Below are 26,530 nucleotides of genomic sequence, written 5' to 3' on the forward strand. Positions count from 1 at the left end.
TGGCCTTGAAATCGGTGCTGGCGAGACGCTTGAACGTGGTGTTCAGGTTGTTGGCAATGATCAGTAGAGGGCTTGAGCGGGCTTTTGATCTGGCTTATCGCTTGCCTTGGGCACCGATTGTTTTTGCCGAAAAGGGCAATTGCGCCCTTGATTGCAATCATGCTTGGTCATGTCACAGCAGCTGCTTGGCGTTGTGAGGGCCTTTTTCAGGTTCTCAAAAAGACGAAATATTTGCATCATGACTCTTGACTTCACTGATGGGAAAAGTTTTATTTCAGATGGTTTGAGTGAAATTGGATGAGTGAGTGTTTTGAATTAAAGCATACATATTTTGCTGTCAATTTGCGAATTGTTTTTCTGAATTTCATGAAATTTGCCTGATTTTATGACTTTCATTGATTGGATCTGATGCCGTCATAGCGAGGAGCTTGCAATGCGGCGATCCCGTGGGGGTGCTTGCCGAGCACTGAATTGCCAAGCTTGGCGTGCAATGACGGAAAAGTGGTTCGCAATAAGGGTAAAGAGCTCGCATTGCAGGGCGGGCAGCCATTTGGGCGCGGGTACAATCTATTTTTTGGAGCCCTAGCTAATGCGCCTACTCGGAAAAGCCCTGACTTTTGACGACGTTCTCCTCGTCCCTGCCTACTCCCAAGTCCTGCCCAAGGACACGTCGCTTGCGACGCAATTCACCCGCAACATCCGCCTGAACCTGCCCCTGGTGTCTGCCGCCATGGACACGGTCACCGAAGCGCGTTTGGCCATCGCCATTGCGCAAGAGGGCGGCATCGGTATCGTGCACAAAAACCTGACGGCGCAAGAGCAAGCCGCTCAAGTGGCCAAGGTCAAGCGCTATGAATCCGGCGTGTTGCGAGACCCGGTCGTCATCACCCCAGACACCACCGTGCGCCAAGTCATGGCCTTGAGCGACGAGCTGGGCGTGTCGGGCTTTCCAGTGTGCGATGGCCGCCAGGTGGTCGGCATCGTGACCGGCCGTGATTTGCGCTTTGAAACCCGCTACGACCAGAAGGTCAGCGAGATCATGACCCCGCGTGAGCGCCTGGTCACCGTGCCCGAAGGCACCACGCCCGAGCAAGCCAAGGCGCTGCTCAACAAACACAAGCTCGAACGCCTGTTGGTGGTCAACGATGCCTTTGAACTCAAGGGCCTGATCACCGTCAAGGACATCACCAAACAACTCAACTTCCCCAACGCCGCACGCGACGCCGCTGGCAAGCTGCGCGTGGGCGCTGCCGTCGGCGTGGGCGAGGGCACCGAAGAGCGCGTGGAGGCACTTTCTCGCGCAGGGGTTGACGCCATCGTGGTGGACACCGCGCACGGTCACAGCAAAGGCGTGCTCGACCGCGTGCGCTGGGTCAAACAAAACTACCCGCACATCGAAGTCATTGGCGGCAACATTGCCACGGGCGCAGCAGCTTTGGCCCTGGTCGAGGCGGGTGCTGACGGCGTGAAAGTCGGCATTGGCCCCGGCTCCATTTGCACCACCCGCATCGTGGCGGGGGTGGGCGTGCCGCAGATCATGGCGGTTGACAGCGTGGCCACAGCCTTGCAAGGCACAGGCGTGCCTTTGATTGCCGACGGCGGCATCCGCTACAGCGGCGACATCGCCAAAGCCATCGCCGCAGGCGCAGGCACGGTGATGATGGGCGGCATGTTCGCGGGCACCGAAGAAGCGCCCGGCGAAATCGTCTTGTTCCAGGGCCGCAGCTACAAGAGCTACCGCGGTATGGGCTCGATTGGCGCCATGCAGCAGGGCAGTGCAGACCGCTACTTCCAGGAGTCCAGCACCGGCAACCCCAACGCCGACAAACTGGTGCCCGAAGGCATCGAAGGTCGCGTGCCCTACAAAGGCTCGGTCGTCTCCATCATTTACCAAATGGCCGGCGGCTTGCGCGCCAGCATGGGTTACTGCGGCTGCGCCACCATCGAGGCCATGCACAACGAATCGCAGTTTGTGGAAATCACGGCTGCAGGCATTCGTGAGAGCCATGTGCACGACGTGCAGATCACCAAAGAAGCGCCGAATTACCGGGCGGAGTGATGCTTGCGCTCATTTCTTGCTTTCGGCCAAAATCGTGAGCCATTAAGGAAACCTGCCATGTTGCTTGACCAACTTCGCCAGATGAACACCCACCTGAACAGCATCGCTGCTCAGTTTGGTGCTTCTCGTCTGCGCGTGTTTGGTTCTGTGGCGCGTGGCGAGGAGACCTCGGACAGCGATGTGGACTTTCTCGTCGAACTCCCTCGCGGTTATGACTTGTTCACCCAGCGCATGCCCTTGGCACAAGGTTTGGGAGATTTGCTGCATCGCAAAGTGGATCTGGTTCCTGAACACGAGTTGAACCCCCATGTCAGAGCGCAAGTGCTGGCTGAAGCTGTTGCGCTATGAGCAAGTCATGGCATGCGTATGCACGCCACATCCTGGACGTGGCCGCCAAAATTGCGCGCATTCAGGCGCGTGGTGATTTGACGAATGACGAGGTGCTTTACGACGCCACCCTCAGAAATCTGCAAACGCTGTCCGAAGCCACGCAATTGCTACCTGAAGAACTCAAAGCACATTTTCCAGCCATCCCATGGCGCGAAATCAGTGGCTTTCGCAATATCCTGGTGCACAACTACTTGGGTGACATAGATGTCCTGACCATCCAAGCCGTGGTCAATCAACATCTGCCGCCCCTGGTCGCCAGCGTAAAGTCCATGCTGGCTGCCGATGAATCTTCACCCACTTAACGCATTCCTTTTCGCATGTCTCACTCCAAGATCCTCATCCTCGACTTCGGCTCGCAAGTCACCCAGCTCATCGCCCGCCGTGTGCGCGAAGCCCATGTGTTTTGCGAAGTGCACCCCTGCGACGTGAGCAGCGACTGGGTGCGTGAATACGCCAAAGACGGCAACCTCAAGGGCGTGATCCTGTCGGGCTCACACGCCAGCGTGTACGAGGTGGACGACAAAGCGCCTGATGCGGTGTTTGAGTTGGGCGTGCCGGTTTTGGGCATTTGCTACGGCATGCAGACCATGGCCCAGCAGCTGGGTGGCAAGGTCGAGGCGGGCACCACACGCGAGTTTGGCTATGCCGAAGTCCGCGCCCACGGCCACACCGAACTGCTCAAAGGCATTGAAGACTTCGCCACGGCCGAAGGCCACGGCATGCTCAAGGTGTGGATGAGCCACGGCGACAAAGTCACCCAGATGCCTGGCGGCTTCAAGGTCATGGCCTCGACACCGGCTTGCCCGATTGCCGGCATGGCCGACGAGGCCCGCCGCTTTTACGCAGTGCAGTTCCACCCCGAGGTCACGCACACCGTGCAGGGCCAGGCGCTGCTCAACCGCTTTGTACTCGACATCTGCCAGGCCCGCCCTGACTGGATCATGGGCGACTACATCGAAGAAGCTGTGACCAAGATCCGCGAGCAAGTGGGTGACGAAGAAGTCATTCTGGGCTTGTCGGGCGGCGTCGATTCGTCGGTGGCTGCAGCCCTGATTCACCGCGCCATTGGCGACAAGCTGACCTGCGTGTTTGTGGACCACGGCCTGCTGCGCCTGAATGAAGGCGACATGGTCATGGAGATGTTCGTGGGCAAGCTGCACGCGAAAGTCATCCGCGTCGATGCCAGCGAGCTGTTCTTGGGCAAGTTGGCGGGCGTGAGCGAGCCCGAAGCCAAGCGCAAGATCATCGGTGGCTTGTTCGTCGATGTGTTCAAGGAACAAGCGGCCAAACTCAAGGCTGGCGACGGCGGCCACAAAGGCGCGACCTTCCTGGCCCAAGGCACGATTTACCCCGACGTGATCGAGTCGGGTGGTGCCAAGAGCAAGAAGGCCGTCACCATCAAGAGCCACCACAACGTGGGCGGTTTGCCCGAGCAGTTGGGCCTGAAACTGCTGGAGCCGCTGCGCGAACTGTTCAAAGACGAAGTGCGCGAGCTGGGCGTGGCACTCGGCTTGCCCCGCGAGATGGTTTACCGCCACCCCTTCCCAGGCCCGGGCCTGGGCGTGCGCATTTTGGGCGAAGTCAAAAAAGAATACGCAGACCTGCTGCGCCGTGCGGACGCGATTTTCATCGAAGAGCTGCGCAACTTCACCGACGAAACGGGCAAGACCTGGTACGACCTGACCAGCCAAGCCTTCACCGTGTTCCTGCCCGTGAAAAGCGTGGGCGTGATGGGCGATGGCCGCACTTACGACTACGTGGTGGCCCTGCGCGCCGTGCAAACCAGCGACTTCATGACGGCCGACTGGGCTGAGCTGCCGTATGCGCTGCTCAAGAAAGTGTCGGGGCGGATCATCAATGAGGTGCGCGGCATCAATCGAGTGACGTACGACGTGTCAAGCAAGCCACCAGCGACGATCGAGTGGGAGTGACTCGGGAAGTCATGGACAGACTATTTACAAAATCGTGAACCGCAAAAAAGCCGCTGAAAAGCGGCTTTTTTACGGTGCTTGCTGTGTTCAGTGCGTGGTGACGTACCAAGTCACGCAGCCAGCGATCAGGACAAAAATAACCATTGCAGTGATCATGTTGCGGGTCTCCTGAGTTTCCATGCGAATGTCAATAGTATAGGACAGGCAGTAAACAGCACGCCAATTTCTAGATTATTTAGGGGACTGTGCCCTGTCAATCCCACAACCCCTCCAATGAAGGAGGACGCGGCAATCGTATCCATGAAGCGGGCCAAGCCTTCCTTCTGCTCCTTGCTGTACTTGGAAATCATATTCGGCTGCTTTTCTTTAATCAGGCCTTGTCGGGCTGAAATACCCGAATTCGATCCAGCGCATCTTGCACCGACCAACGTGCCACGGCCATGTCAAAGTCGGTTTGCAGGCCCATCCAGAACTCGGCGCTATTGCCAAAAAACTTGGCTAAGCGCAAGGCGGTGTCCACGGTGATGGCGCGTTTTTCTCGCACGATGTCGTTGATGCGCGGGGCGGGTACTTGCAACGCCATTGAGAGCGCATGCGCCGTGAGTTGGTAGGGCATTAAAAATTCTTCACGAAGCACTTCGCCTGGATGAATGGGGCGCATGTTGTTGGTTGCAAGTGGATTTTGTTTCTGCTTGGGCATGGTCAACATCTTAGATCCTCAAGCTTGGAGCGTCAAAATCGAATGGGCAATTGCACGAGACTGATTATTGATCTGGCCCTGTGAACTGTTCAATGGCCAATGATTTTGTAGGTCGGTAGCTTCTGCTCCAACAGTGCTGGTTGGGCGCGGGCATTTGTCGGGGCTGAAGCCACCGACCTACGGGGGGGGGGCCAAAAAATGCAAACTTCAGCGTGCCGTATCTACAGGGCGCAATGAACGCTCTGTGTTTGGTACATTCATCGACATGTACCTGCCCCAACAATTCAACCACCCGCAGCACGCTGCGGCCATCATGCGAGAGCACCCGTTCGCCAGCTTGGTGTCCACAGACGGTGATGGCTTCCCGTTTGTCACGCATTTGCCGCTCAAGTTGATCGAGGAGGGCGGCCAGCCGGTGGCACTGCTGGGACATTGCGCCCGTGCCAATCCGCATGCCGGTTTCTTGCAAGCACGGCCACAGGCGCTGGTGACGTTCATGGGGCCGCAGGCCTACATGTCGCCAGCCGTTTACCCTGACTTGCAACGCGTGCCGACGTGGACTTATCTGGCGGTGCATGCCCGGGTTGAGGCCCGCATGTTGGACGGTGACGATGCCAAAGACGCCATGCTCAAGCAGATGATTGCAGACCACGAGCCCGCTTATGCCGCGCAGTGGCGTGCGCTGCCCGAGAGCTACGCCCACGGCATGTTGAATGGCATTGTGGCGTTTGAATTGAAGATTCTCGACCTGAAAGCCAAGGTCAAGATCAACCAGCACCGACCAGAAGCGCACGCGGCCATGCATGCGGCGTACGCCCAAGGCGGCGAACAAGAACAAGCCTTGGCGCAGTGGATGCAGCGACTGGGCATGGTGGCTTGACTGTGGACACGCCAAGCCAAGACGCCCACTGGATGGGCCTGGCGCTGGAGCAGGCCCGCCAGGCCGCAGAAGCGGGTGAAGTGCCGGTGGGTGCGGTGGTCGTCAAGGATGGCCAGGTGATCGCCACGGGCCGCAACGCCCCGATTGCCAGCCACGACCCTACTGCGCATGCCGAAGTGGTGGCGCTGCGCGAAGCGGCCCGCTTGCTGGGCAATTACCGGCTCGACGGCTGCACGCTATACGTGACGCTGGAGCCCTGCGCCATGTGCAGCGGCGCCATGTTGCACGCCCGGTTCGACCGGGTGGTGTTTGGTGCCCTCGACCCGCGCACCGGGGTGGCGGGCTCGGTGCTCAACCTGTTTGACCACACGCAGCTGAACCACCAAACCCAGGTCACGGGCGGCGTGCTGGCTGAGGCATGCGGCCAGCTGCTCAAAGATTTTTTCAGGCCCAAGAGAAGGAACCTTCATCCGCTCAGAGAAAACGCTTTGCGCACGCCCGATGCTGCCTTTGCAGATTTGCCCGACTACCCTTGGCAGCCGCGCTACGTGAATGATTTGCCCAGCATCGCCGGGCTGCGCATGCATTACCTGGACGAGGGCGATGCGAACGCACCTTTGACCTGGCTGTGCCTGCACGGCAACCCGGCCTGGAGCTACCTGTACCGCAAGATGATCCCGCTCTGGCTGGCAGCGGGACACCGCGTGGTGGCGCCCGACCTGATCGGTTTTGGCAAGAGCGACAAGCCCAAGAAGGACAGTTTTCACCAGTTTGAAACCCACCGCCAGTCCTTGCTCGATTTGATCGAGCGGCTCGATCTGCAGCGCGTGGTGCTGGTGGTACAGGACTGGGGCGGCATTTTTGGGCTGACTTTGCCGATGGCTGCACCCGAGCGTTACAAGGGTCTGTTGGTCATGAACACCACCTTGGCCACGGGCGAGCAGCCGCTGAGCGAGGGCTTTCTGGCCTGGCGCGATTGGTGCCAAAGCCAGCCACAGTTCGATGTGGGCAAGCTGTTCGCGAGGGGCAACCGCAGCATGACACCTGCCGAGACGGCCGCCTACAACGCGCCGTTCCCGGACAAGGGCTACCGCGCCGCGTTGCGCGCCTTTCCGCCCATGGTGCCGGAGTTCGCCGATTCGCCCGGCGCGGCCATCTCGCGGCAAGCGCGTGACTTTTGGCGCAACGACTGGCAAGGCCAAAGCTTCATGGCCATTGGCCAACAAGACCCGGTGCTGGGCGAGCCGGTGATGCGCCATTTGCAAAGCCAGATCAATGGCTGCCCAGAGCCCATGCTGCTGCCCGATGCAGGCCATTTTGTGCAGGAGCAGGGCAGGGCGATTGCCGAAGCGGCTGTGCGACACTTCAGGCCCTGAAGAAGAACACGAGCCATGGCCCATATCTACATTTTTTCCCCTTCCAGCGCAGTGCGCGACAAAGCCGCTTTTCGCCGTGGCGTGAAGCGCTTGCAAGCCCAAGGCCACCAGGTCGAAGTGGATGAAGCGGCGTTGGCCAGCCACATGCGCTTTGCGGGCGACGACGCGACGCGCATTGCGGCCATCACACGCGCGGCTGCCAGCGGAGCTGACGTGGCGCTGATCTCGCGCGGCGGTTACGGCCTCACGCGCATCCTGCCTGCCTTGCCCTACAAGCAGATCGCCAAAGCCATCGATGGTGGCACGCAGTTTGTGGGCTTGAGCGACTTCACCGCCTTCAACCAAGCGGTGTATGCCAAGACCGGGCACATCAGTTGGCAGGGCCCGGCCCTTGGGGAAGACTTTGGCCCCGAGCAGGAGCCCGACGACATCATGCAAGCCTGCTTTGACGACCTGCTGCTGGAGCAAGGCGAGGGCACGGGCTGGCAGCTGCCCAAGGTTGAAACCGAGCGCCGCGTGTTGGTGAAAGACGCGGCGCTGTGGGGCGGCAACCTGACGGTGCTGACCTCTTTGCTGGGCACACCGTACTTCCCGCAAGTCAAGGGTGGTGTGCTCTTTCTTGAGGACGTGGGCGAGCACCCTTACCGCATCGAGCGCATGCTCACGCAGCTGCTGCACGCGGGTGTGTTGGCCCAGCAAAAAGCGGTGTTGATAGGCCAATTCAGCAACTACAAGCTGGTGCCCGCGCACGACAAAGGCTTCAAGCTGGCCACGGTGGTCGACTGGTTGCGCAGCCAGATCAAGGCCCCGGTGCTCACCGGCTTGCCCTTTGGCCATGTGGAGACCAAGGTGCTGCTGCCCGTGGGTGCCAAGGTGGACTTTGTCACCGAAGGGCGTGACGCGCTGATGGTTTGGGGCCATATTTGAGAATCTGAGCAAGCCATGTCGGATGGCCCCGCAGTCCTCGCTTCGGGCAGTGGTAATTGGTCGTTCAATGTCGGACTCTTCGAGTACCGACCTACAGGACAACCTGGTCATTTGTAGGTCGGTGGTCGAAGACCCCGACGTTGGTTGTATCGACATATGGGCCTGGGTTTGGGCAGCGGTGCTTGAATGTGCCATGTCGGACTCTTCGAGTACCGACCTACAGGACAACCTGGTCATTTGTAGGTCGGTGGTCGAAGACCCCGACGTTGGTTGTATCGACATATGGGCCTGGGTTTGGGCAGCGGTGCTTGAATGTGCCATGTCGGACTCTTCGAGTGCCGACCTACGGGACAACCTGGTCATTTGTAGGTCGGTGGTCGAAGACCCCGACGTTGGTTGTATCGACACATGGGCCTGGGTTTGGGCAGCGGTGCTTGAATGTGCCATGTCGGACTCTTCGAGTACCGACCTACAGGACAACCTGGTCATTTGTAGGTCGGTGGTCGAAGACCCCGACGTTGGTTGTATCGACATATGGGCCTGGGTTTGGGCAGCGGTGCTTGAATGTGCCATGTCGGACTCTTCGAGTACCGACCTACAGGACAACCTGGTCATTTGTAGGTCGGTGGTCGAAGACCCCGACGTTGGTTGTATCGACACATGGGCCTGGGTTTGGGCAGCGGTGCTTGAGTGCTCTATGTCGGACTCTTCGAGTACCGACATACAAGGCAAGCAGCATGTTCCGCTTGGAAGTTGAATCTTTTTTATAAAAACAGGAGACACAGATGAAATGGTTGGGACGATTGGCGCTGCTGTGCGTGGTGGCTGCTTTGTCGGCAGGGGGTGTGGTCAGCGTGCAGCTGTTGCGCAGCATGCCCAAGTTGGATGGCCAAGCCTCGCTCAAGGGTTTGAATGGGCCTGTTCAAGTCACGCGTGATGCCTCGGATGTGACCCATATCACCGCAGGCAGTGCCGTGGATGCCTGGCGTGCCATGGGTTTTGTGCACGCGCAAGAGCGCGGCTGGCAGTTGGAGTTCAACCGCCGCCTGATGCGCGGCGAGTTATCTGAAATTCTGGGCGCCGCCACGCTGGACACCGACAAGCTGATGCGCACGCTGGGCATCATCAGCATGGCCCGCCAACAGTTGAAGGGCTTGTCTCCTGCCACGCAGGCCGCTTTGCAGGCTTACAGCGATGGGATTCAGGACGCTTGGCAAAGTGGCCAGGTGCGGCCTTCGCCAGAATTCAAACTGCTGGGCACGCAGGCCGGTGGCCAAAGCGGCCAAGCCTGGAGCCCCGAGGACAGCGTGGGCTGGGCGCTCATGATGGCGCTTGATTTGGGCGGCAATTGGGGCCAGGAGTTCGCCCGTTTGTCGGCCTCGCAGGTGCTCAGCAACGAGCAGCTGTGGCAGTTGCTCCCTGCCTACCCTGGAGAAAAGCCCGCCACCGCCGTGGATTTGCCCGCCTTGTATGCCCGTCTGGGCGTGTACGCGCCAGCCGCTTCCAAAGCCGCACAAGCCCGACCGCAGGACAGCGCTCTGGCCCAATGGTCTGCCGACTGGGTGCGCGACATGGGCATTTTGGAAGGCAAGGGCAGCAACAACTGGGTGGTGCCGGGCAGCCGCACCGTGTCCGGCAAACCCTTGCTGGCCAATGACCCGCATTTGGCCTTGAGCTCACCCGCCATTTGGTACTTTGCCCACCTCAAAGCGCCAGCAGGGGAGTTGCCCGGGGGGCAAAAACACCCCGCGCTGGACGTGATCGGTGCCACTTTGCCCGGTTTGCCCTTTGTGGTGCTTGGGCGCACACCGGGCGTGGCCTGGGGCTTTACCAACACCGGGCCTGACGTGCAGGACCTTTACCTGGAGCAACTCGACGCGACGCAACCGGACAAGTACCGCACGCCTGAAGGCTGGGCGGCATTTGAAAGTCGCAGCGAAACCATCCGGGTCAAAGGGCAGGCCGATGTGTCGCTGCAAGTGCGCAGCACCCGCCACGGCCCAGTCATCAGCGATGTGCAGCCGCAATACCGTGGCCTGATCGACGACAAGCGCTATGCCATCAGCCTGCGCTGGTCGGCCCTGACGCCCGACAACAAAACGGTGGACGCGGGCATGCAAGCCAATTGGGCGCAAACCGTGCCGCAATTGCAGCAGGCCTTTGCCGATCACCACGCCCCCATGCAAAGCGTTGTGATGGCCGACACGCAAGGTGCGGTGGCTTTCCAGGCGGTGGGCAAGCTGCCCACGCGTGCGGCCAGCAACGACATTCGGGGTGTGGCCCCATCGCCCGGCTGGCTGGCGCCATACGACTGGACAGGCTGGTTGCCCACCGCTCAAAACCCGGCGGTGGACGGCGCGCAGATTGAACAAAAAGGCTGGCATGCCACAGCCAACCAAAACATCTTGCCGCCAGGCTATGCCCACTTCATTGGCGGCGACTGGACCACGCCTGAACGCTTTCAGCGCATCGAACAACTGCTGGCTGCCTCACCCAAGCACAGCCGCGAGAGCCTGCAAGCCATTCAAAACGACGTGCTGTCCTTGGGCGCCAAGGCTTTGCTGCCCACCGTGTTGAGTGCCAAGCCTCAGCATCCGCTGGGCGCACAGGCATTGAACGTGCTGGCGGCATTTGATGGCCGAATGAGCCGAGACAGTGCAGCGGCCTTGATCTTCAACGTCTGGGCCGATGAGTTGACACGGGCTTTGCTCGTGCCGCAGCTGGGGGCCGGCAGGTTTCAGGCCCTGTATGGCAAGCGCCACTTCCGTGCCGCAGTCGAAGGCATCTTGAGCCGCAATGACGCCTTTTGGTGTGGCCCACAAGCTTGTGCCACGCAAGTGTCGACCGCTTTGGACCGCGCCTTGACGCGGATTGCCGCCAGCCAAGGCAGTCAGATGACGCAATGGCGCTGGGGCGCCTGGCACCCGGCCATCAGCGGACACAAGCCCTTTGGCAAGGTGCCTTATCTGAATGCCGTGTTTGACGTGCGCACCGAAAGTGCGGGGGACTTGTTCACCGTGAATGTGGGCCAGTATTGGGCCAATGACAAACAAGAGCCATTTGCCAACCGGCACGCGGCGTCATTGCGGGCGGTGTATGACCTGTCGCCATCGGGCCAGTCACAGTTCATTTACCAAACAGGGCAAAGCGGGCATGTGTTTTCTCCGCGCAGCCGCGACATGAGCCAGGCGTGGGCACAAGGCACTTACCGTGCCTTGCAGTTTGAACCCGGCCGTTGGACGCATCAGCTGGTACTGAATCCCTGAGCCTCAGCACACCACGTCGGACTCTTCGAGTACCGACCTACGGGCAGCAAGGTTTTTGTAGGTCGGTGGTCGAAGACCCCGACATTTGATGGCTGGCCACGTTGCCTTCACTTCGGGCAATATCGGTGCCCAAGCGCACCACGTCGGACTCTGCGAGTGCCGACCTACGGGGCAGCAAGGCTTTGTAGGTCGGTGGTCGAGGACCCCGACATTTGTTGGCTGGCCCCGTTGCCTTCAGTTCGGGCAGTGGCGGTGCCGAAGCGCACCCCGTCGGACTCTTCGAGTACCGACCTACGGGGCAGCAAGGCTTTTGTAGGTCGGTGGTCGAAGACCCCGACATTTGTTGGCTGGCCCCGTTGCCTTCAGTTCGGGCAGTAGCGGTGCCGAAGCGCACCACGTCGGACTCTTCGAGTGCCGACCTACGGGGCAGCAAGGTTTTTGTAGGTCGGTGGTCGAAGACCCCGACGTTTTTTGGCTGGCCACGTTGCCTTCACTTCGGGCAATAGCGGTGCCGAAGCGCACCATGTCGGACTCTTCGAGTACCGACTTACGGGGCAGCAAGGTTTTTGTAGGTCGGTGGTCGAAGACCCCGACATTTGATGGATTGCCCCGTTGCCTTCAGTTCGGGCGGTAGCGGTGCCGAAGCACACCACGTCGGACTCTTCGAGTACCGACCTACGGGGCAGCAAGGCTTTTGTAGGTCGGTGGTCGAAGACCGACCCCGACATTTGTTGGCTGGCCCCGTTGCCTTCAGTTCGGGCAGTAGCGGTGCCGAAGCGCACCACGTCGGACTCTTCGAGTGCCGACCTACGGGGCAGCAAGGTTTTTGTAGGTCGGTGGTCGAAGACCCCGACATTTGTTGGCTGGCCACGTTGCCTTCACTTCGGGCAATAGCGGTGCCGAAGCGCACCACGTCGGACTCTTCGAGTGCCGACCTACGGGGCAGCAAGGTTTTTGTAGGTCGGTGGTCGAAGACCCCGACGTTTTTTAGCTGGCCCCGTTGCCTTCAGTTCGGGCAGTAGCGGTGCCGAAGCGCACCCCGTCGGACTCTTCGAGTGCCGACCTACGGGGCAGCAAGGTTTTGTAGGTCGGTGGTCGAAGACCCCGACATTTGTTGGCTGGCCCCGTTGCCTTCAGTTCGGGCAGTAGCGGTGCCGAAGCGCACCACGTCGGACTCTTTGAGTACCAACCTACGGGGCAGCAAGGTTTTTGTAGGTCGGTGGTCGAAGACCCCGACAATGGCTTCGTTCATTAACCGATCAAGTGCGCGCAAACAGGGCAAACAGCTGGTTTTTGAAGTGAATGCCCAGGCGTGCGAAAGCGCGGTTGCGGTAGGTTTTGACGGTGGGCACACTCAGGCTCAGGTCTTGGGCGATGCCGTCTTGCGTCATGCCCATCAAGAGACGGGCACACACATCGATCTCTCGCGGGGTCAATGCTTTGCCCAAGTTCTGCAATCTGTGAACCCAATGGACGATGTCTTCTGGGGGCAGGATTTTGCGGGGTTTGACCAACTCGATTTGCTTGCGTGCCAATCGCAGCAAGGCCGGTCCCAGCGCTTCAAAATTGGCCAGATGGGCATCGCTGAAAGGGCGTTGGTGCTCGTGCCGGTAAAAGTTGATGGCAAACACCGATGCGTCCTGGTGTTGGACGACGGACACGCGCTCGGCCATGCCATGTGCTTCGTACACGCGGGCACGGTGCTGCGGGGGAACTTCTGGCGCCGTGATGTGGCACAGCACAGGCCCATTAACCGGCGCTGATTCAGCGGCCAGGGTGCGGTCGCTCAAATGAGGGCCTGACAAATAGGCGTTCCAGCAATCGCGTGTGGTGTCTGGCACGCCCAAACTGGCCGACATGAAAAGTTCAGGGGCGCAGCCCGAGCCGGTTTGGTAGATCGAGTACGAGGCCGCAGGCACCACCGCTTGCAGTTCACCCAAAAGCGAGGTCTCGAATTCGGCTTGACCGATCAAGCCAATCAGGCCTTCGAGCACCTGAACGGGGCTGTTGCTTTGAGAAGGGGTCCATTGGCGCATCGGTCAACCTGAAAGTCCGTGTCATCTTAAAGGAGGACAGACGGCGCGAATATTTAGGAATACCCTTGTCTAATGCTGAATTTACCCACGCCCCAACTGAACTTTTTTGCCGATTTATCGGTGCATGTGGACAAGCCCCAAGAGGTCGGACAGGCCTTGCATGGCATGCGCCGGGTGATCCCGATTTTGGGAGGCGAGGTGCAAGGGCAGGGCTGGTCTGCCCGTGTGCTGCCGGGCGGGGCTGACTTTCAATTGATTTTGAACCCGCGCATGGCCGAGCTGGATGCCCGCTACGTGATCGAGACCGATGGCGGAGATTTGATTTTTGTGCAAAACCGTGCCGTGCGCACGGCCGCGCCCGAGGTCATGGCCCGGCTGGTGCGTGGCGAGCCAGTGGAGCCGCAATCGGTGTACTTCCGGTGCAGCCCGAGTTTCGAGACGGCGTCCACCGCTTTGGGCTGGATCAGCGAGCGGCTGTTCATCGGCACTGGCGCACGCCACCCCGACCGGGTGGTGATGCGCTTTTTTGAAGTGGCCTGAGGCGTACTGCTGCGCATGCTTCGCAATCACTGCCTCCCGAGCAAGGCCGGTACATCGATGGTTCAGGCACGCTTATGTCTGACATCTGCGCCATGTCAACCCGTAGCTCGGTGGCTTCAGCCCCGGCATGACACGCCTGAGTGCAGGTCCCAATTCGGGGCTGACGCCGCCCACAGACAAAACGCTTGTCGAAGAAAGACTTCGCGGGGCCGAATCCACAAGCCTGTGCCATGAAAAACCCCTCTACAACCGGAGACAAACCATGAAAAAAACCACATTCACTCTGGCCATTCAGGGCCTGACCGTGCTCTCAGCCGGCGGCGTATTGATCGCTTGCAGCAGCTTGCCGGGGAGCTCGGCGCCTGCCTTGAAGTCGGCCACAGGCGCCAACTTGTCCAGCTGCAGCGCGCTGGCAGGGCAGTTGAATCTGGCCCAAACCCGCATTGAATCAAGCACATCTGTTGCGGCAGGCGCCGTCATGCAAGGCGACCGGCCCGTGCCCGAGCATTGCCTGGTCAAGGGCCGCATGCATGAGCGCAAGGGCAGCGATGGGCGTGATTACGCCATCGGCTTTGAGATGCGTTTGCCGGTTGCCTGGAACGGCCGTTTTTATTACCAAGGCAATGGTGGCCTGGACGGTGCGGTGGTGCCTGCGCTGGGCGCTTTGGGGGGCGGGCCACTGACGGGCGCTTTGATGCAAGGCTTTGCCGTCATCAGCTCGGATGCCGGTCACACCGGGCCGCAAACGCCGTTTTTTGGCCTGGAGCCGCAAGCCCGCCTGGACTATGGCTACCAGGCGGTTGAAAAACTCACCCCCATGGCCAAACAGCTGATTCAGGTGGCCTATGGCAAGGCGCCCGACCGCTCGTACATTGGCGGCTGCTCCAATGGGGGGCGGCATGCCATGGTGGCTGCTTCACGTTTAGGCGATCAATACGACGGCTATTTGGTGGGCGCACCCGGTTACCGCCTGCCTTATGCCGCACTGGCCCAGATATGGGGGGCTCAGCAGTGGGCCGGGATCGCCACAGCGGGTGCCACGGTCAAAAACCCGATGAACCCGAATGGCACCTTGCCCGACTTGGCCAGCGCCTTCACCCCGCAAGAAAGGCAAACCGTGTCGCGGGCCATTGCCGACAAGTGCGATGCCCTGGACGGTGTGCGTGATGGCATGGTGCAGGCCACACAGGCTTGCCAGGCTGCCTTCAGCGTGCAAGCCGATGTGCCCACTTGCACGGGCGAACGCACGGGCGCTTGCCTGACGTCGGCTCAGAAAAATGTGATTTCAGGCGTATTTGGCGGCGCCCAAACCGCTGCGGGGCAGCCGATTTACGCCAGCTTTCCGTATGACACGGGCATCGCAGGCGCGAACTGGGGCAGCTGGAAATTCATTGATTCTTTGATCCGCGACCCCTTGGCCATCAGCACGGTGTTCAGTGTGCCGCCGAGCCCGGTGAACCCGCTCAAGGAGGATGTGACGGCGCGCCTGGCCCAGTTTTCTGCGACCAACGAGGTGTATCGCGAGTCCGGCTGGTCGCTCATGACGCCGCCTGCGCAAGACAAGCCCGCCCATCTGGCTGCCTTGCGTGCACGAGGCGCCAAGATGGTGCTGTTTCACGGGGTGAGTGACGCGATTTTTTCAGCCGAGGACACCCGCCAGTGGATGGAGCGTCTGGCGCAAGCCAAGGTCAATCCGGGGGGCGATTTTGCCCGCTACTTTCCTGTGCCGGGCATGAACCATTGCAGCGCGGGTCTGGCGACCGATCAATTTGATTTGCTGACACCCCTGGTGCAGTGGGTGGAGCAGGGCGTGGCCCCCAAGGCGGTGGTGGCCAGCGCACGCGGCGTTGGCAATGCGGGCGGCATCAACCCTGAATTGCCAGCGGACTGGTCGGCCCAACGCACCCGGCCTTTGTGCGCCTATCCCCAATACGCGCACTACAACGGCTCCGGCAACACGGAAGACGCGGCCAATTTTTCTTGTCGGTGAGTGATGCTGTGTTTTCTGCACCTGTGACTGAGTAAATCCGTTGACCACTTGCTGCATGGCTGGTCTATCAAGGAGAGGGCCAGATGGCAGGGCAGTGATGCATCCTGCATTTGGATTGCGGGGGGCCAATTGGCGCCTGATCACCCCTGCAATCGGTCAACCTGGACCCGTATTGCGGCTTTGGTTGGGTTTAGGGTCTTAGCCTGCCAGAACAACGGTTCCTTGCGCGAGTGCACACAGTTTTTCGGAGGCGGCATCAGCAGCGTAGATTTCGCACTGGCAAATGGCCAGCCGCTTGCCCGCGCTTCGTGCCTGTGCCCGTGCGACCAAATGCAATCCGACTGCGGGACGGATGTAGTTGATTTTGAATTCCGCCGTCAGCGCATTACCACCCAATGCCAGGCCCCCAGCGAAGGTGATGGCGTTGTCCGCTAGATAACTGATCACCCCACCATGGACAAAACCATGCTGCTGTTTGTGGTGGTTCTGAATGGTGAGTGTCAGCTCAGCGCTATCGTTGGTGGATTGCGTCAGTTCAGCACCTATGAATTGACTGAAAGCTTGGTTAGCAAAGACCTGTTGTGCGAATGCTTGAATATCGTCCATTGCTTGACTCCTTGTTTGCGGTTGGCATCAATTTTATTTGTCGATGGCTGGATGTCGCGACTTCACGTTGTCGTAATTAAATTCGCTAATATGCGGTTGTTTGGTCATGAATTATTTCGAAATCCAAAATGAAATTTCCAATGGAGTTTCACCCCGACTGTAGCAATCAAAATCAGTGAGGCACCGATGGCCTGACGCAGAGAAATAACATGGTCGAAAAAAATGTAATCAAAAACCACCGTAGAGATTGGATAAATAAATGACAGGATAGCAATCACGCTCAGTTGGAGTTTGGCTATGGCGGAGTAAATCAGCCCATATAAAAATGCGGTATGAACAACACCCAGTGGAAGAATGAACTGCCACTGATCGAAGGTGACACTTTGAGCGAGTGATGTGGTCAGTGGGTAAGTTATCAAGGCTCCGGCAAATGTTTGAACCAAGACGATCAGCAATGGTGGCGTGCCAGAAAGTTTTTTGGTAATCAGTACCGATCCTGAATAAAGGCTTGTCGCAATTAGCACCAAGCCGAGTCCGACTAACTCTTGTTGCGACAGGCTGGTTTGATGGATGCCGATAATGATGACCAGGCCAATAAATCCCAGTCCGATCCAAAAACCGTCCGATGGCGTGAATTTTTCTTTGAAAATCAGAACACCTAATAAAAGAATGATGAACGGGTTGACATGGTAAACGATCGTTGCCAGTGATATTGAGGTGAGTGGAAAAGCCTTAAATAGAAGTATCCAGTTAAAAATCAACAACCATCCCGACCCCACCATCATCGCCAATTTCTTTGGCGTGAAATACGCCTTTTTGAGTTGCCCGGAAAAGATAATGACAGGAAGCAAGCAAATAAAGGCGATCGCGCACCGGAAGTAGACAATATTCTCGGGTGATTGTCCTGATTTGACGACAAAGAGACCAATGCTCCCTGAAATGATCATGGCGACGATCATTTCCATGGTGCCGAAAGTTTCGTTGCTGTTGCGCAAGGCGTATCTTTCTAGTTTTGGAGGTGACTTTGGAAAAGTTCTATCTGGACATGGATCTATTGCAATCTTCGTCATGGCGGTCAAGTAAAACGAAGTGCAACACGCGCTTAACCGTGGTGAATCCCTGCACACGGCACGATTCCGGAAGAACTGTCCAAGATTCAAGCGTTTGTTGCAGCGTTGTCATCGATGCAGTGTGCGTTGAGGCGAGAGTTGGCACGGATGAAAGACTACACCTTCATTCTAAAAAGACAAACTTGACTTGTGTCTTGGCGAACCATTCATCTGGAAATTCATTGGTCAGTTTAACTTAACATAATATACATAAGGTGAACATTTAAGTTCTATAAAGGGTTGAAGAGGCTTACTCTCGTTAACTACCCGACACCTTTATATCACGAAAAAACCACAAATATGTGTATTTATTTGGAAAAATGTTCAAGAGTGCAACAGTTGAGCGTCACGCCTTCAGGCCAGTTGGACTGGTGAACGAGCCTTGGCGCTGGAGACAGTTTTTTCAATCCAGAAATTAGCACCTATCAGGGTTGTGTTTTCGCTGATGCCAGGAAGCTGTCTAAAAAACGGCTGATTGGCGGATTCACCCATTCTTCGACTTTCCAGAAACTCGATTCTGGCGTGGAGTGTCGACACGTATCTCGTGAGACTGGAGGCATGAGCCCTGTGAACCTGTGCCAAGTTGTGTAACTCGCAATTCACCACAGAGAATCCTAAATCAGTTTCCCAAAAAAGGGCGTACAAAACTGCTCGTGGGGCGGAGTTTGACTTCATCCACCGACGGACTGTCTGTGGAGTGACGCCCAAGTGCTTGGCAATCGCTTCTGGACATTGAACACCGTTCCGCAGCCTTGATATCAAAGTTTGAAAGCAGGGGAGTTGTGTCGGGGCATAGGAGAAAAACTTGTTTTTTGACATTGCTACTTTTAGGAGGACCATGGATTAGTAATTTTGTTGTACTACCTTGCCTGGCCTGACTCCCGGCTGACATTCGCTACGAAAGAGCCCCATGGGGCTCTGGGAAGTGGGTTGCTAAAGGCACAGGTCGAAGTCGCCGTCACGTTACTAGCTGGCCGCTAATTGCCAGAAATCCTTGCGAGGTAAGGTTTGATCAGCGTGTTGAACCCATCGGCGAATTGTGATGCGGCTCCTTCCCCCGCACGCAGTCCTGAATTTTCCAGATCAAAATCAAGTTATCCTAAAATATTCACTTGACCGAATAGTCTTCAGGAGGAATAATGAATCAAGCTTGGGAGGTTGAATACACGGATGAACTTGGGGAATGGTGGGGAGATTTGACCGAAGCCGAACAGGAATCTATCGACGCATCAGTGCGAATGCTTCAAGAAAAAGGTCCGAATCTTGGATTTCCTCATACTTCTGGGATTGAATTGTCCAAGCATTCCCACATGCGTGAGTTGCGGGTTCAACATGAAGGTCGGCCCTATAGGGTGTTGTATGCATTTGATCCGCGACGTTGCGCCATCCTGCTCCTTGGCGGAGACAAAACAGGCGATGACCGCTGGTATGAAAAACATGTGCCGAAAGCTGACACCTTGTACGACAGTCACATTGACACTCTAAAAAAGGAAGGACAGATCAATGGCTAAAAAATTCAATGAATTGCGCGCCCGTATGTCGCCGGAGGCACAATCACGATCAGCGGCCCGTGCTGAGGCTATGCTTGTGGAAATGCAACTTCAGGAACTAAGAAGGTCGCGGCAAACAACTCAAGTTGAGGTAGCCAAGGCGATGTGTGTAGAACAAGCTGCGATTTCGAAACTTGAGCGACGTGACGATATGTACGTCAGCACTCTACGGGAGTATGTCAAGGCACTAGGTGGTGAATTGAAATTGGTTGCTTCGTTCCCTGATGGTGACATCCAGGTTCATCCTTTTGAGCTTGCGCATCAATAAGCCACGACATATATCATGGTGGTCTTTTCAAGTCTGTCCTGACTTTGGGGTCCACTTCATTTTGACATCGCTACTTTCAGGAGGATCACGGCTTAGTAATTTTGTAGTAATCGAAGGGTCAACGTAATTTTCAGCAGACATCCACTACTTGATGTGTGCAGTTAGCCCCCCATAGGCCCATCTGTAGCATGCTGCTAAAATAAGCAAATGGCAGTTCAGAGCAATTTTCTTGGTTCAGTTACAGTTTCTGGTGATGAAGCGAAAGCTCTCACGCGGAAGTTGTTAAACGGGCGCGGTACTCGTGCTGCCATTGCTTCTGCAGAGAATGGCCGCAAACTTGCCTTGAGCTTTGCTAAGCGAGGTTCTGTGGTCATCAAACTCAAGCCTTCACGTGAGACTGTAAAAGATCTCGGATGACATGTGGGCTTTGAACTGCGTGAGCTTTCTGCCGCCGATGGCTGCAATGCATTGAGCCTGGGTGATCCTGTATTTTCACCTCTCAAGAGTTTCTTGCGAAAAGAAGCGAAGAAGCTTCATCAGGAGCATTTAGCGCGGACATATGTGCTTGTGCGGCAAGGCGAGACGAAGGTTTTGGCTTACATCACGACTTTGTGCACTCATATGGCCGTGGAGCAGTTTGACAAACATGATGTGGTGCTGGATGGTTTCCGTTACAAGGACTATCCGGCTATCAAGTTGGCCAGGTTGGCGGTTGATTCGAGCCTCAAACGCCAAGGTATTGGGAGTCAACTAGTTGACTTCATCATCGGACTTATTACAGAGCATGTAATGCCGCACACAGGATGCCGATTCTTGGTTGTGGACTCCAAGCCGGAATCTGTCAACTTCTATTCTGCCAAGGGCTTTCTTCCAATTGGCATCAGCAATGAAGGTGACAGCGCCACAACAACGATGTTCATTGATCTGAAGCGTGTGCTTGCCGCGGTGAACTAAGCCTCAACGGGATCTATTGGGAGTCGAAATTCCAAGGTGCACGTTACCTCGGCCGACTTCGAGGCGAAATCGCTAAAGACTTAGCGGGTGCGGCTTGCGCACCAATAAGCCACGATACACATCATGGTGGTCCTTTCAGTTTTCACAAATATTTTTTGTAATACGTCGCCTGCAGTCTCACCAGTAAGGCACTGAATAGTGCCGCTGGCCCAAAGATCAGCAAGGCTGAAATCGGAATCGGTGAGCACATGAAAACCACGGCGGCAAAAGGCGGTAACAGCCGAGTGCCGTAAAGTTTGGCCCGGTGGTAGATGCTTGCGCTTTCATAACCCCCACATGCTCGCCGGATGTAGCGTTGCGCAAGGCCATCCATACCGAATGCAAACAGCCAGGTCAGATAAAGCGGGATGAGTCCAAGGGCAACGCCCAACTTTGCAGCAAAAAGCACGGTGTTGTACATGGTTGTCTCAATTTCGGCTTGAAAACTGGCCCAAATCCCTCGCTTAATCATGGGGGCAACCGAAGTTTCACCTGCAGCAGTGACAGATTCATTAGGCTTCCAACGGTGTAGCTTCCATCGTTCAATCAAATGCTCAAAGGTCACGGTTCCCATTTGCACGGCCAGGCCATGGGACGGGGAGTCACCTGTGTAGTATTCAAGTTGGTCTTGGATGTGCGTCACTGGATCAACATGACGCCAATGGATGTAGGCAATCTGGATGACACAGCTCACAAACCAAAGCAACACTGTGGCGCTCAGCAACCGCCAGGCCAGGCGGAAGGGCGCAAACGTCGCTTGTGCAACGGTATTTTCATTGGGCTTACTGGCCATGACCCTTCCCCTCCATAGTCAGAACATCGTGATCTTGGGCTTCGGCACCAGCTTCCAAGGGTAACGTGGCCAAATACCTCTGGTATTGAGCGTGCATCCCTGAGAAAACGACTTCCATTGATGCAGGCCATGCCGGATCAGAAGAGTCTTCTACGGGCAATGGGAGTCGAATTTTGGCAAGCTGACCACCTTCCAGCAAAGCAAAAGCCTGACCCTTGGGCAGTTGTGTCAGATCCGCAGGCTCCAGCATGGGGACTGTTTCAGTTGCAATCCGATCCTCCGCTTTGGCAGAGAAATCGGCAAATTGATCTGGGTCTTGAACATCGGAAGTCCCGGAGACTTGTGTTTTGCTGAGCACCTGAACTTGAGATAACTGATTGGTCAAAATCTCAGCCGTTTCGATGTTCTTGACTCGAAGCATGATGAGGCTGTTGAAGTTGCCGCCAATTTGCGAGGCTTTGGCTTTGTTGCCAACCCGTGCTTCCACGTCGCTCCATGTCTGCGTGTACGCAGTGACTTCATAGCCGGCACCGCCAGCTTTGTTGATCATTGGGATGAATTCATCCCCGATCAATTCATTGAACTCATCTGCATGGATTGAAACCTTCGTCGCTTTGCTCACGTCGACGGAAGTGCTCTGACCCACGGCACCACCATATTTGTAGCGGCGGCCTGCAGTGGATGTGAGGTCTGAAAAAGCAGCATTGCCAACTGTGCCTGCCACTTCCGCGTCGCTCAAGGCATCGAGGCCGAAGTACACAATGCCGCCGGTGTCCATGATTTGCTCCCAAGTGAACGCACGGCGTTTGTCCTTGGGATCATCCCAGCTTGGAGAAAGCAGCTCGCTAATTTGGCCCGTGGTGAGTTTTTCGAGCAGCGGGAAAAGGCTATTGATCAGCGCCTGGTACTTGGATTTGTTGTTGGCCAGAACGGACACGAGTCCGTTGGCAATAGGGTCATCGTTCCAACTCTTGTTCTGGATCAGATCCATCAGCTCAATGATGGTTTGCGTGCGTCCGGTTTGCTGAATTTTGTTTTGCAGCAGCTTCTCGCTCATCTTGGCATCATTGGCTTCCTTGTCCGCTTCCCAGCCTGGATGGGCTCTATTGAGCCAGGAAACCAGGTACTGCTGCGCCAATCCGTCCAGATCGGCTGCGTACTTGTAAATCATCTTGTAGTCGGGGCTCAGGCCCAGGGCTCCGGCCGCCCTGGCAATGATGTTCACATAGAGCCAGACAAATTGTTTGAAAGCCGCGCTGTTGCCTTCCCCGGGCAGGGGGTTGGCCACGCGAGTGGCCACCTCTGAAATCCGCCCTATGCTGGAGATGGGGTTGTAACGGTCAGAGACCTCGGGGTAGCCCAGATGAAAAAAATAGAAATTCTTCTCGCGCCCAACACGCTTTGCCTCAGCAAACATGCGTTTGAGCAATGCCACATCGCCTTTAGGATCAAAGACGATCACGACGTTTCCAGCTCGAATATCTTGAGTGATCCAGATCTCAGCAAATCGCGTTTTCCCCACACGGGTGGTGCCTAGCACCAGCGTGTGCCCCACACGTTCACCCCGTGACGCCCAAATTTCCCCTTCATCGGGTTCAATCCCATGAATGGCGGGATCACCGCCGACCGGCGGCAATGGGGCGTAGGGATTCCAGGGGGAGGGGTGATTGAGCCACTTCGTCAGCCAGCCGTCCGGATGATCACGTCCATATTGCCTGGCCCACTCGTATTGATCGTTGCGGGCGCGTAGGTGCCGGTTTTGAGGCTGCCTGGCCAGGTAAAGCCGCTGCGTATGCTTTTGTGACCACCAAAACCCCATGCCCATGAACATCTCTTTGGGTGACCAGGGGATGTCCTCGCTGGTCAATGTGTACATGGGGAGGAATCTCAAGTTCCTGTGAAATCGAAGAACACCAAGACCTTGCCGCAATCGCCACAGTCCCATCGTCAGCAAGGCGGCTGCACCAGAAATCAAAATGCCGGTATCCAGTCCGTAGGCGATGCCAGTGCCGACAAGCACCATGGCCGCGCCAATACTCGTTGCCGCTGATATCAGCTCAACAGGCTTTCGAAAAGGGTTGTCAATCGGATACTTTGTTGTCATCGCTGTTCTCACTTTGGGTGTCCAAAACCAAGGCCGGATTTGGAGAAGGAACGGGGCGGATATATGCCTGCGGATTGGGGACGATGTAGGTTGTCAGTCGACCGCCACTCAAAGTCCCATCAGGGGCCTTGACCAGGTAAATATGAAAGCTCGTTTTGAGCTTGGTATTTCGCTGTATGTAGCCCCCACGTTGCACATCTTTTTGAATCGCATTCAGGGCATTTTTGGACTGCCCCAGATCAGATTTATAGGGGTGACTTTCTAGGTAAATTTTGAAAGCACGCGGGCTGACGATGGCCATACCTTCAGCAGTGAAGTGAACAACACTGTCACTTTCGTTATAGCTAATGTCCCCTGTTCCAAGCCCTTGCTGAATCCATGCAAAAAATGCGTCTGCATCAGGCCGCGACTGAGCGCCGTAGGCTCTGTTTTTGGGAGTAGGGGGGCTCTTGGGTATGGTCAGAGCCTGCACGGGTGGTTTGACCTGCAGGATGACCGCTCCGGCGCTGTCATTGCTGTCTAAAAAATCCTCATCTGCTTTGTGATTTTGCGCAGCTGCAGCAGGACTGCTGCTTGCTGATGCGTTGTCGTAGCCAGCGAGCATTTGTTCAATGATCGCGTCCCCCGCTTCAACGGCTGACAGCGCTGGGCTGGAGGCCTGATCAGCCGGTAGTGTGTGGCTTTGATCGAGCACCTGGGTGTCCTCTTCTGAGGCTGTTACCCCGCTGGATATGCCACCTGCAGGTGTATCCTCCGATCCAGCCGCTGCACCAGCTGTACCCTTGGCACTGCTGTGATTCGGTGCAACGGGTGTAATGGTCCCCGGTAAAGCCTGGGGAACAGACTGGCCGGAATAGGTGTCCGATATCCTGAATTTGAGGACGGTCAAAACTTGAGTCCATTCGGGAAGGTCAATTCGTACCCACCAGACGGAGCCTTTGCCGTGTTCTTTCGTCGGGGCAACAAGGGCTCCGTATTCGTGCCATGTGTCAAACAGCCGAGTGTTGTCCTTGGGAATTGCTGCTGCACCAGATTGCCTGATTTCACGCTCATCGAGGACGGCTCTGACTTTTTCAGCCAGAGTCGCTGAGACCGCCCAAAAATGAAGTCCATCAGGATCAAAGAAAAGAGTTGCACCAGGTCGATTGAGCGACAGCTGGCCTTCGGCCAGCAAAGTCCTCAGACCCCACATCAGGCGCTCAATCAGAGGGGTTTGTCGGGCCTTCGAATACCGGGTTCGTGGGCCATTGAGCAAATTGTCTGAAACAGATAAAGAGTCGGCTTTTTGGATGATGTCCTTGAAGTCTTTTGCACCAGGTACATCTTGTTGACCATCCAGAAAGGCGATCAACGCGGGCAGCAGCTGGGGATCGGTTGAGAGCCAGCGCATCGTTGCGGTCGGCACGATGGCGTGCAGCAGTACGACACCGAGTCGCTGGTGAGCCTTGTAATCTCGCTTTGAGCTGTCCGGAAAATCCACTTCGTAATGCGTGCCTGCCGTTTGCAACATGGAGCCCGAGAGTGCCTGCCAATGTCCAAGGGGCACTTTGGGATCAGAGCCATAAAGCTGCACCAGGACATCTGACACGGGTTTTCCAATGTCATGGAGAAGGGCTGCAAGCATCAGCTCATAGGACCAGATGGCTTGTTTCTTGACTTGATCCTCCGGAGAGGCTCCAGCAGGAAGTTTGTAGCCTTGCCGAATCGTCAGCGCATATGAGGTGACTTCGAGCGTGTGGATGAGCAATCCACCGGGTTGTGCATGATGGTGCGACTCACTTGCCGGTAACAGCTGCACGAATTCGCAATAACGCTCAAGGACAGTTGCACCATCTGACAGCCAATTTTGATCCGTCAGCGCCAACCGGTTGCGAATGACTTCTACGAGGCCCTGGGTTCCAGTCACATCAAGCAGCTCGTTCGCGGCCAGAATTTTTTGCTGGCCAGCAGGCCGAAGCTCTGCAGGCCTGGACGATATTGGCGCGGCAGTACCAGGTTGAGCCGTGGGCGGTGGGCGACGACCTTTGATGATGATGGCGGCACCGCACAGCAGCAACACAGTTGCTCCGATCAGACTCGCTGCAGCATCATTCATGAGCTTGAGCCATCATGTAGGTGCACCAGGCCCAACAATCGATGGAGCAGTGAGGTTGGGTCCCGGGGGATCAACAGCAGGAAGGGCTCCGCGTCCTGATGAAGCGATAAAAACTCATCATAGGACTGCCTCAGGGGGTCCCAGTGGGTTTTGGCCGATGGTGAATAGGCGGCCCACTGACGAAGTGCTGGATGCATTGCAAAATGCTGAAGCAGCTGGGTGACTTGCACATTTGTCAATTTGCTGGGCCGCAAAAGCGCTTGGGCAAGTTCATTTGGCTCCGGCAGCCAAGGTTCGTTGCTGTAGTGCATGGACCAGCCGGAGACGCTGTGCTCCAGTTTGTCGAGCAGCTGCTTGATGATGATGGATTCCATGCAGCCTAGTGTGCCGCCATCGATTTGGATTCCGAAGTATCGTTTGCGGAATGTTGATAAAGAAAAAGTTAACGTTTCGAGACAAGACCGTGGTAATATTGATTCAAGGGGAATTGTGCCTATGCAATTTCCCTTTTTTCATTTTTGCGCGAAGCGCTTAAGTCCTTGTTTTTATTAGACTTTTAGGCATTTAAGAAATAATTAACCCTTAGATCATTTAACGCACCATCGTGTTAAAAATGCACCACGATGGTGAATCCTTTGGGTAAGACCATTACGTCCTTATGGTCTTTAGACGTTTAACCTTTGTAAGTTGTTGTCACTATTGAATATTTTCTAAAACCAATACACAAACCTTGTTAGTAAAAATCTTCACCTAAAAAAAGCGAACGATCCAGCGACAAAGCGTTGACGAAATCCGAAACTGAGTTCATGCAGGCGTCTTGACCACGGCTGCATTGCTCCACCCCGCAAGGGGGCTTATCCAGGGGGGCTTCGGTCTCCCTGGTTTTTTGAAGTCGGATTGTGTTGAACCAAAAGACC

The 26,530-nt window shown here is 56.5% G+C and carries 23 protein-coding genes; 14 read left to right on the forward strand and 9 right to left on the reverse strand.

Annotated elements, in window-relative coordinates; all coding sequences use genetic code 11:
• Positions 1-589 precede the first annotated feature (589 nt).
• Genes guaB through guaA form a run of 4 tightly spaced genes read left to right on the forward strand, consistent with a single transcriptional unit; the run spans position 590 to position 4,380 of the window.
• Positions 590-2,059 (forward strand): IMP dehydrogenase, encoded by a 1,470-nt coding sequence (guaB, locus tag B9Z51_RS06700; protein WP_108373063.1) that lies wholly within the window; start codon positions 590-592, stop codon positions 2,057-2,059.
• 57 nt (positions 2,060-2,116) lie between these two features.
• Positions 2,117-2,407, forward strand: a complete 291-nt coding sequence (locus tag B9Z51_RS06705) for a nucleotidyltransferase family protein (RefSeq protein ID WP_108373065.1) — start codon at positions 2,117-2,119, stop codon at positions 2,405-2,407.
• Positions 2,404-2,751 carry a DUF86 domain-containing protein gene (locus B9Z51_RS06710; protein ID WP_108373067.1) on the forward strand — a complete coding sequence of 116 codons (348 nt, stop codon included), beginning with the start codon at positions 2,404-2,406 and terminating at the stop codon, positions 2,749-2,751. Before B9Z51_RS06705 ends, B9Z51_RS06710 begins: the two co-directional genes overlap by 4 nt.
• Before the next feature lie 15 nt (positions 2,752-2,766).
• Entirely contained in the window at positions 2,767-4,380 is a 1,614-nt protein-coding gene (gene guaA / locus B9Z51_RS06715; protein ID WP_108373069.1) for a glutamine-hydrolyzing GMP synthase, read from the forward strand.
• A 370-nt stretch (positions 4,381-4,750) separates the two neighbouring features.
• Here the strand turns inward: guaA and B9Z51_RS06720 are convergent, their stop codons facing one another.
• Complete coding sequence (locus B9Z51_RS06720) at positions 4,751-5,041, reverse strand: HigA family addiction module antitoxin (protein ID WP_233254864.1); 291 nt, start codon at positions 5,039-5,041, stop codon at positions 4,751-4,753.
• A 304-nt stretch (positions 5,042-5,345) separates the two neighbouring features.
• On the opposite strand from B9Z51_RS06720, the gene B9Z51_RS06725 reads away from it, so the two are divergent.
• The 4 genes from B9Z51_RS06725 to B9Z51_RS06745 all read left to right on the forward strand — a co-directional run bounded on the left by B9Z51_RS06725 (position 5,346) and on the right by B9Z51_RS06745 (position 11,529).
• Positions 5,346-5,960, forward strand: a complete 615-nt coding sequence (locus B9Z51_RS06725) for an FMN-binding negative transcriptional regulator (protein ID WP_108373070.1) — start codon at positions 5,346-5,348, stop codon at positions 5,958-5,960.
• Entirely contained in the window at positions 5,957-7,336 is a 1,380-nt protein-coding gene (gene tadA, locus B9Z51_RS06730; RefSeq protein WP_108373072.1) for a tRNA adenosine(34) deaminase TadA, read from the forward strand. The genes B9Z51_RS06725 and tadA overlap by 4 nt, the downstream gene beginning before the upstream one ends.
• A 15-nt stretch (positions 7,337-7,351) precedes the next feature.
• Positions 7,352-8,263 carry an LD-carboxypeptidase gene (locus B9Z51_RS06735; protein ID WP_108373074.1) on the forward strand — a complete coding sequence of 304 codons (912 nt, stop codon included), beginning with the start codon at positions 7,352-7,354 and terminating at the stop codon, positions 8,261-8,263.
• Between the two features lie 785 nt (positions 8,264-9,048).
• Positions 9,049-11,529 carry a penicillin acylase family protein gene (locus tag B9Z51_RS06745; RefSeq protein WP_108373078.1) on the forward strand — a complete coding sequence of 827 codons (2,481 nt, stop codon included), beginning with the start codon at positions 9,049-9,051 and terminating at the stop codon, positions 11,527-11,529.
• 1,259 nt (positions 11,530-12,788) lie between these two features.
• Here B9Z51_RS06745 and B9Z51_RS06755 read toward each other — a convergent pair.
• Positions 12,789-13,565, reverse strand: a complete 777-nt coding sequence (locus B9Z51_RS06755; protein WP_108373082.1) for a LuxR family transcriptional regulator — start codon at positions 13,563-13,565, stop codon at positions 12,789-12,791.
• 72 nt (positions 13,566-13,637) lie between these two features.
• Here B9Z51_RS06755 and B9Z51_RS06760 point away from each other — a divergent pair, with 72 nt between their 5' ends.
• Complete coding sequence (locus B9Z51_RS06760) at positions 13,638-14,105, forward strand: DUF3237 domain-containing protein (RefSeq protein WP_108373083.1); 468 nt, start codon at positions 13,638-13,640, stop codon at positions 14,103-14,105.
• A 262-nt stretch (positions 14,106-14,367) separates the two neighbouring features.
• Positions 14,368-16,095 carry a tannase/feruloyl esterase family alpha/beta hydrolase gene (locus tag B9Z51_RS06765; protein WP_108374810.1) on the forward strand — a complete coding sequence of 576 codons (1,728 nt, stop codon included), beginning with the start codon at positions 14,368-14,370 and terminating at the stop codon, positions 16,093-16,095.
• Positions 16,096-16,293: 198 nt separating this feature from the next.
• On the opposite strand, the gene B9Z51_RS06770 is transcribed toward B9Z51_RS06765, so the two are convergent.
• From B9Z51_RS06770 to B9Z51_RS18795, 3 genes are all read right to left on the reverse strand, one after another.
• Positions 16,294-16,701 (reverse strand): PaaI family thioesterase, encoded by a 408-nt coding sequence (locus B9Z51_RS06770; protein ID WP_108373085.1) that lies wholly within the window; start codon positions 16,699-16,701, stop codon positions 16,294-16,296.
• A gap of 104 nt (positions 16,702-16,805) precedes the next feature.
• On the reverse strand, positions 16,806-17,771 hold the full coding sequence (locus B9Z51_RS06775) for a DMT family transporter (RefSeq protein ID WP_199227480.1): 966 nt from the start codon (positions 17,769-17,771) through the stop codon (positions 16,806-16,808).
• A gap of 393 nt (positions 17,772-18,164) precedes the next feature.
• The gene (locus tag B9Z51_RS18795; protein ID WP_233254865.1) at positions 18,165-18,302 is read right to left on the reverse strand and encodes a hypothetical protein; all 138 of its coding nucleotides are present in this window, start codon (positions 18,300-18,302) and stop codon (positions 18,165-18,167) included.
• A 647-nt stretch (positions 18,303-18,949) separates the two neighbouring features.
• Here B9Z51_RS18795 and B9Z51_RS06785 point away from each other — a divergent pair.
• The 4 genes from B9Z51_RS06785 to B9Z51_RS06795 all read left to right on the forward strand — a co-directional run bounded on the left by B9Z51_RS06785 (position 18,950) and on the right by B9Z51_RS06795 (position 20,582).
• Positions 18,950-19,321: a type II toxin-antitoxin system RelE/ParE family toxin gene (locus B9Z51_RS06785; protein ID WP_108373088.1), complete on the forward strand. Its 372-nt coding sequence runs from the start codon at positions 18,950-18,952 to the stop codon at positions 19,319-19,321.
• Complete coding sequence (locus B9Z51_RS06790) at positions 19,314-19,628, forward strand: XRE family transcriptional regulator (protein ID WP_108373090.1); 315 nt, start codon at positions 19,314-19,316, stop codon at positions 19,626-19,628. Before B9Z51_RS06785 ends, B9Z51_RS06790 begins: the two co-directional genes overlap by 8 nt.
• 207 nt (positions 19,629-19,835) lie before the next feature.
• Positions 19,836-20,045 carry a hypothetical protein gene (locus B9Z51_RS18170; RefSeq protein ID WP_146187697.1) on the forward strand — a complete coding sequence of 70 codons (210 nt, stop codon included), beginning with the start codon at positions 19,836-19,838 and terminating at the stop codon, positions 20,043-20,045.
• A gap of 3 nt (positions 20,046-20,048) precedes the next feature.
• Complete coding sequence (locus tag B9Z51_RS06795; protein ID WP_146187698.1) at positions 20,049-20,582, forward strand: GNAT family N-acetyltransferase; 534 nt, start codon at positions 20,049-20,051, stop codon at positions 20,580-20,582.
• 142 nt (positions 20,583-20,724) lie between these two features.
• Here the strand turns inward: B9Z51_RS06795 and B9Z51_RS06800 are convergent, their stop codons facing one another.
• From B9Z51_RS06800 to B9Z51_RS06815, 4 genes are read right to left on the reverse strand one after another with little or no spacing between them, the layout of a single operon-like run.
• Complete coding sequence (locus tag B9Z51_RS06800) at positions 20,725-21,414, reverse strand: DUF4400 domain-containing protein (protein WP_108373093.1); 690 nt, start codon at positions 21,412-21,414, stop codon at positions 20,725-20,727.
• Positions 21,404-23,518: a type IV conjugative transfer system coupling protein TraD gene (gene traD, locus B9Z51_RS06805; protein WP_108373095.1), complete on the reverse strand. Its 2,115-nt coding sequence runs from the start codon at positions 23,516-23,518 to the stop codon at positions 21,404-21,406. The genes B9Z51_RS06800 and traD overlap by 11 nt, the downstream gene beginning before the upstream one ends.
• Complete coding sequence (gene mobH / locus B9Z51_RS06810) at positions 23,496-25,613, reverse strand: MobH family relaxase (RefSeq protein ID WP_108373097.1); 2,118 nt, start codon at positions 25,611-25,613, stop codon at positions 23,496-23,498. Before mobH ends, traD begins: the two co-directional genes overlap by 23 nt.
• On the reverse strand, positions 25,610-25,987 hold the full coding sequence (locus tag B9Z51_RS06815; protein ID WP_108373099.1) for a hypothetical protein: 378 nt from the start codon (positions 25,985-25,987) through the stop codon (positions 25,610-25,612). Before B9Z51_RS06815 ends, mobH begins: the two co-directional genes overlap by 4 nt.
• Positions 25,988-26,530: the final 543 nt, after the last annotated feature.

Source organism: Limnohabitans sp. T6-5 (assembly GCF_003063315.1).
In the GTDB taxonomy this organism is placed as follows: Bacteria; Pseudomonadota; Gammaproteobacteria; order Burkholderiales; family Burkholderiaceae_C; genus Limnohabitans_A.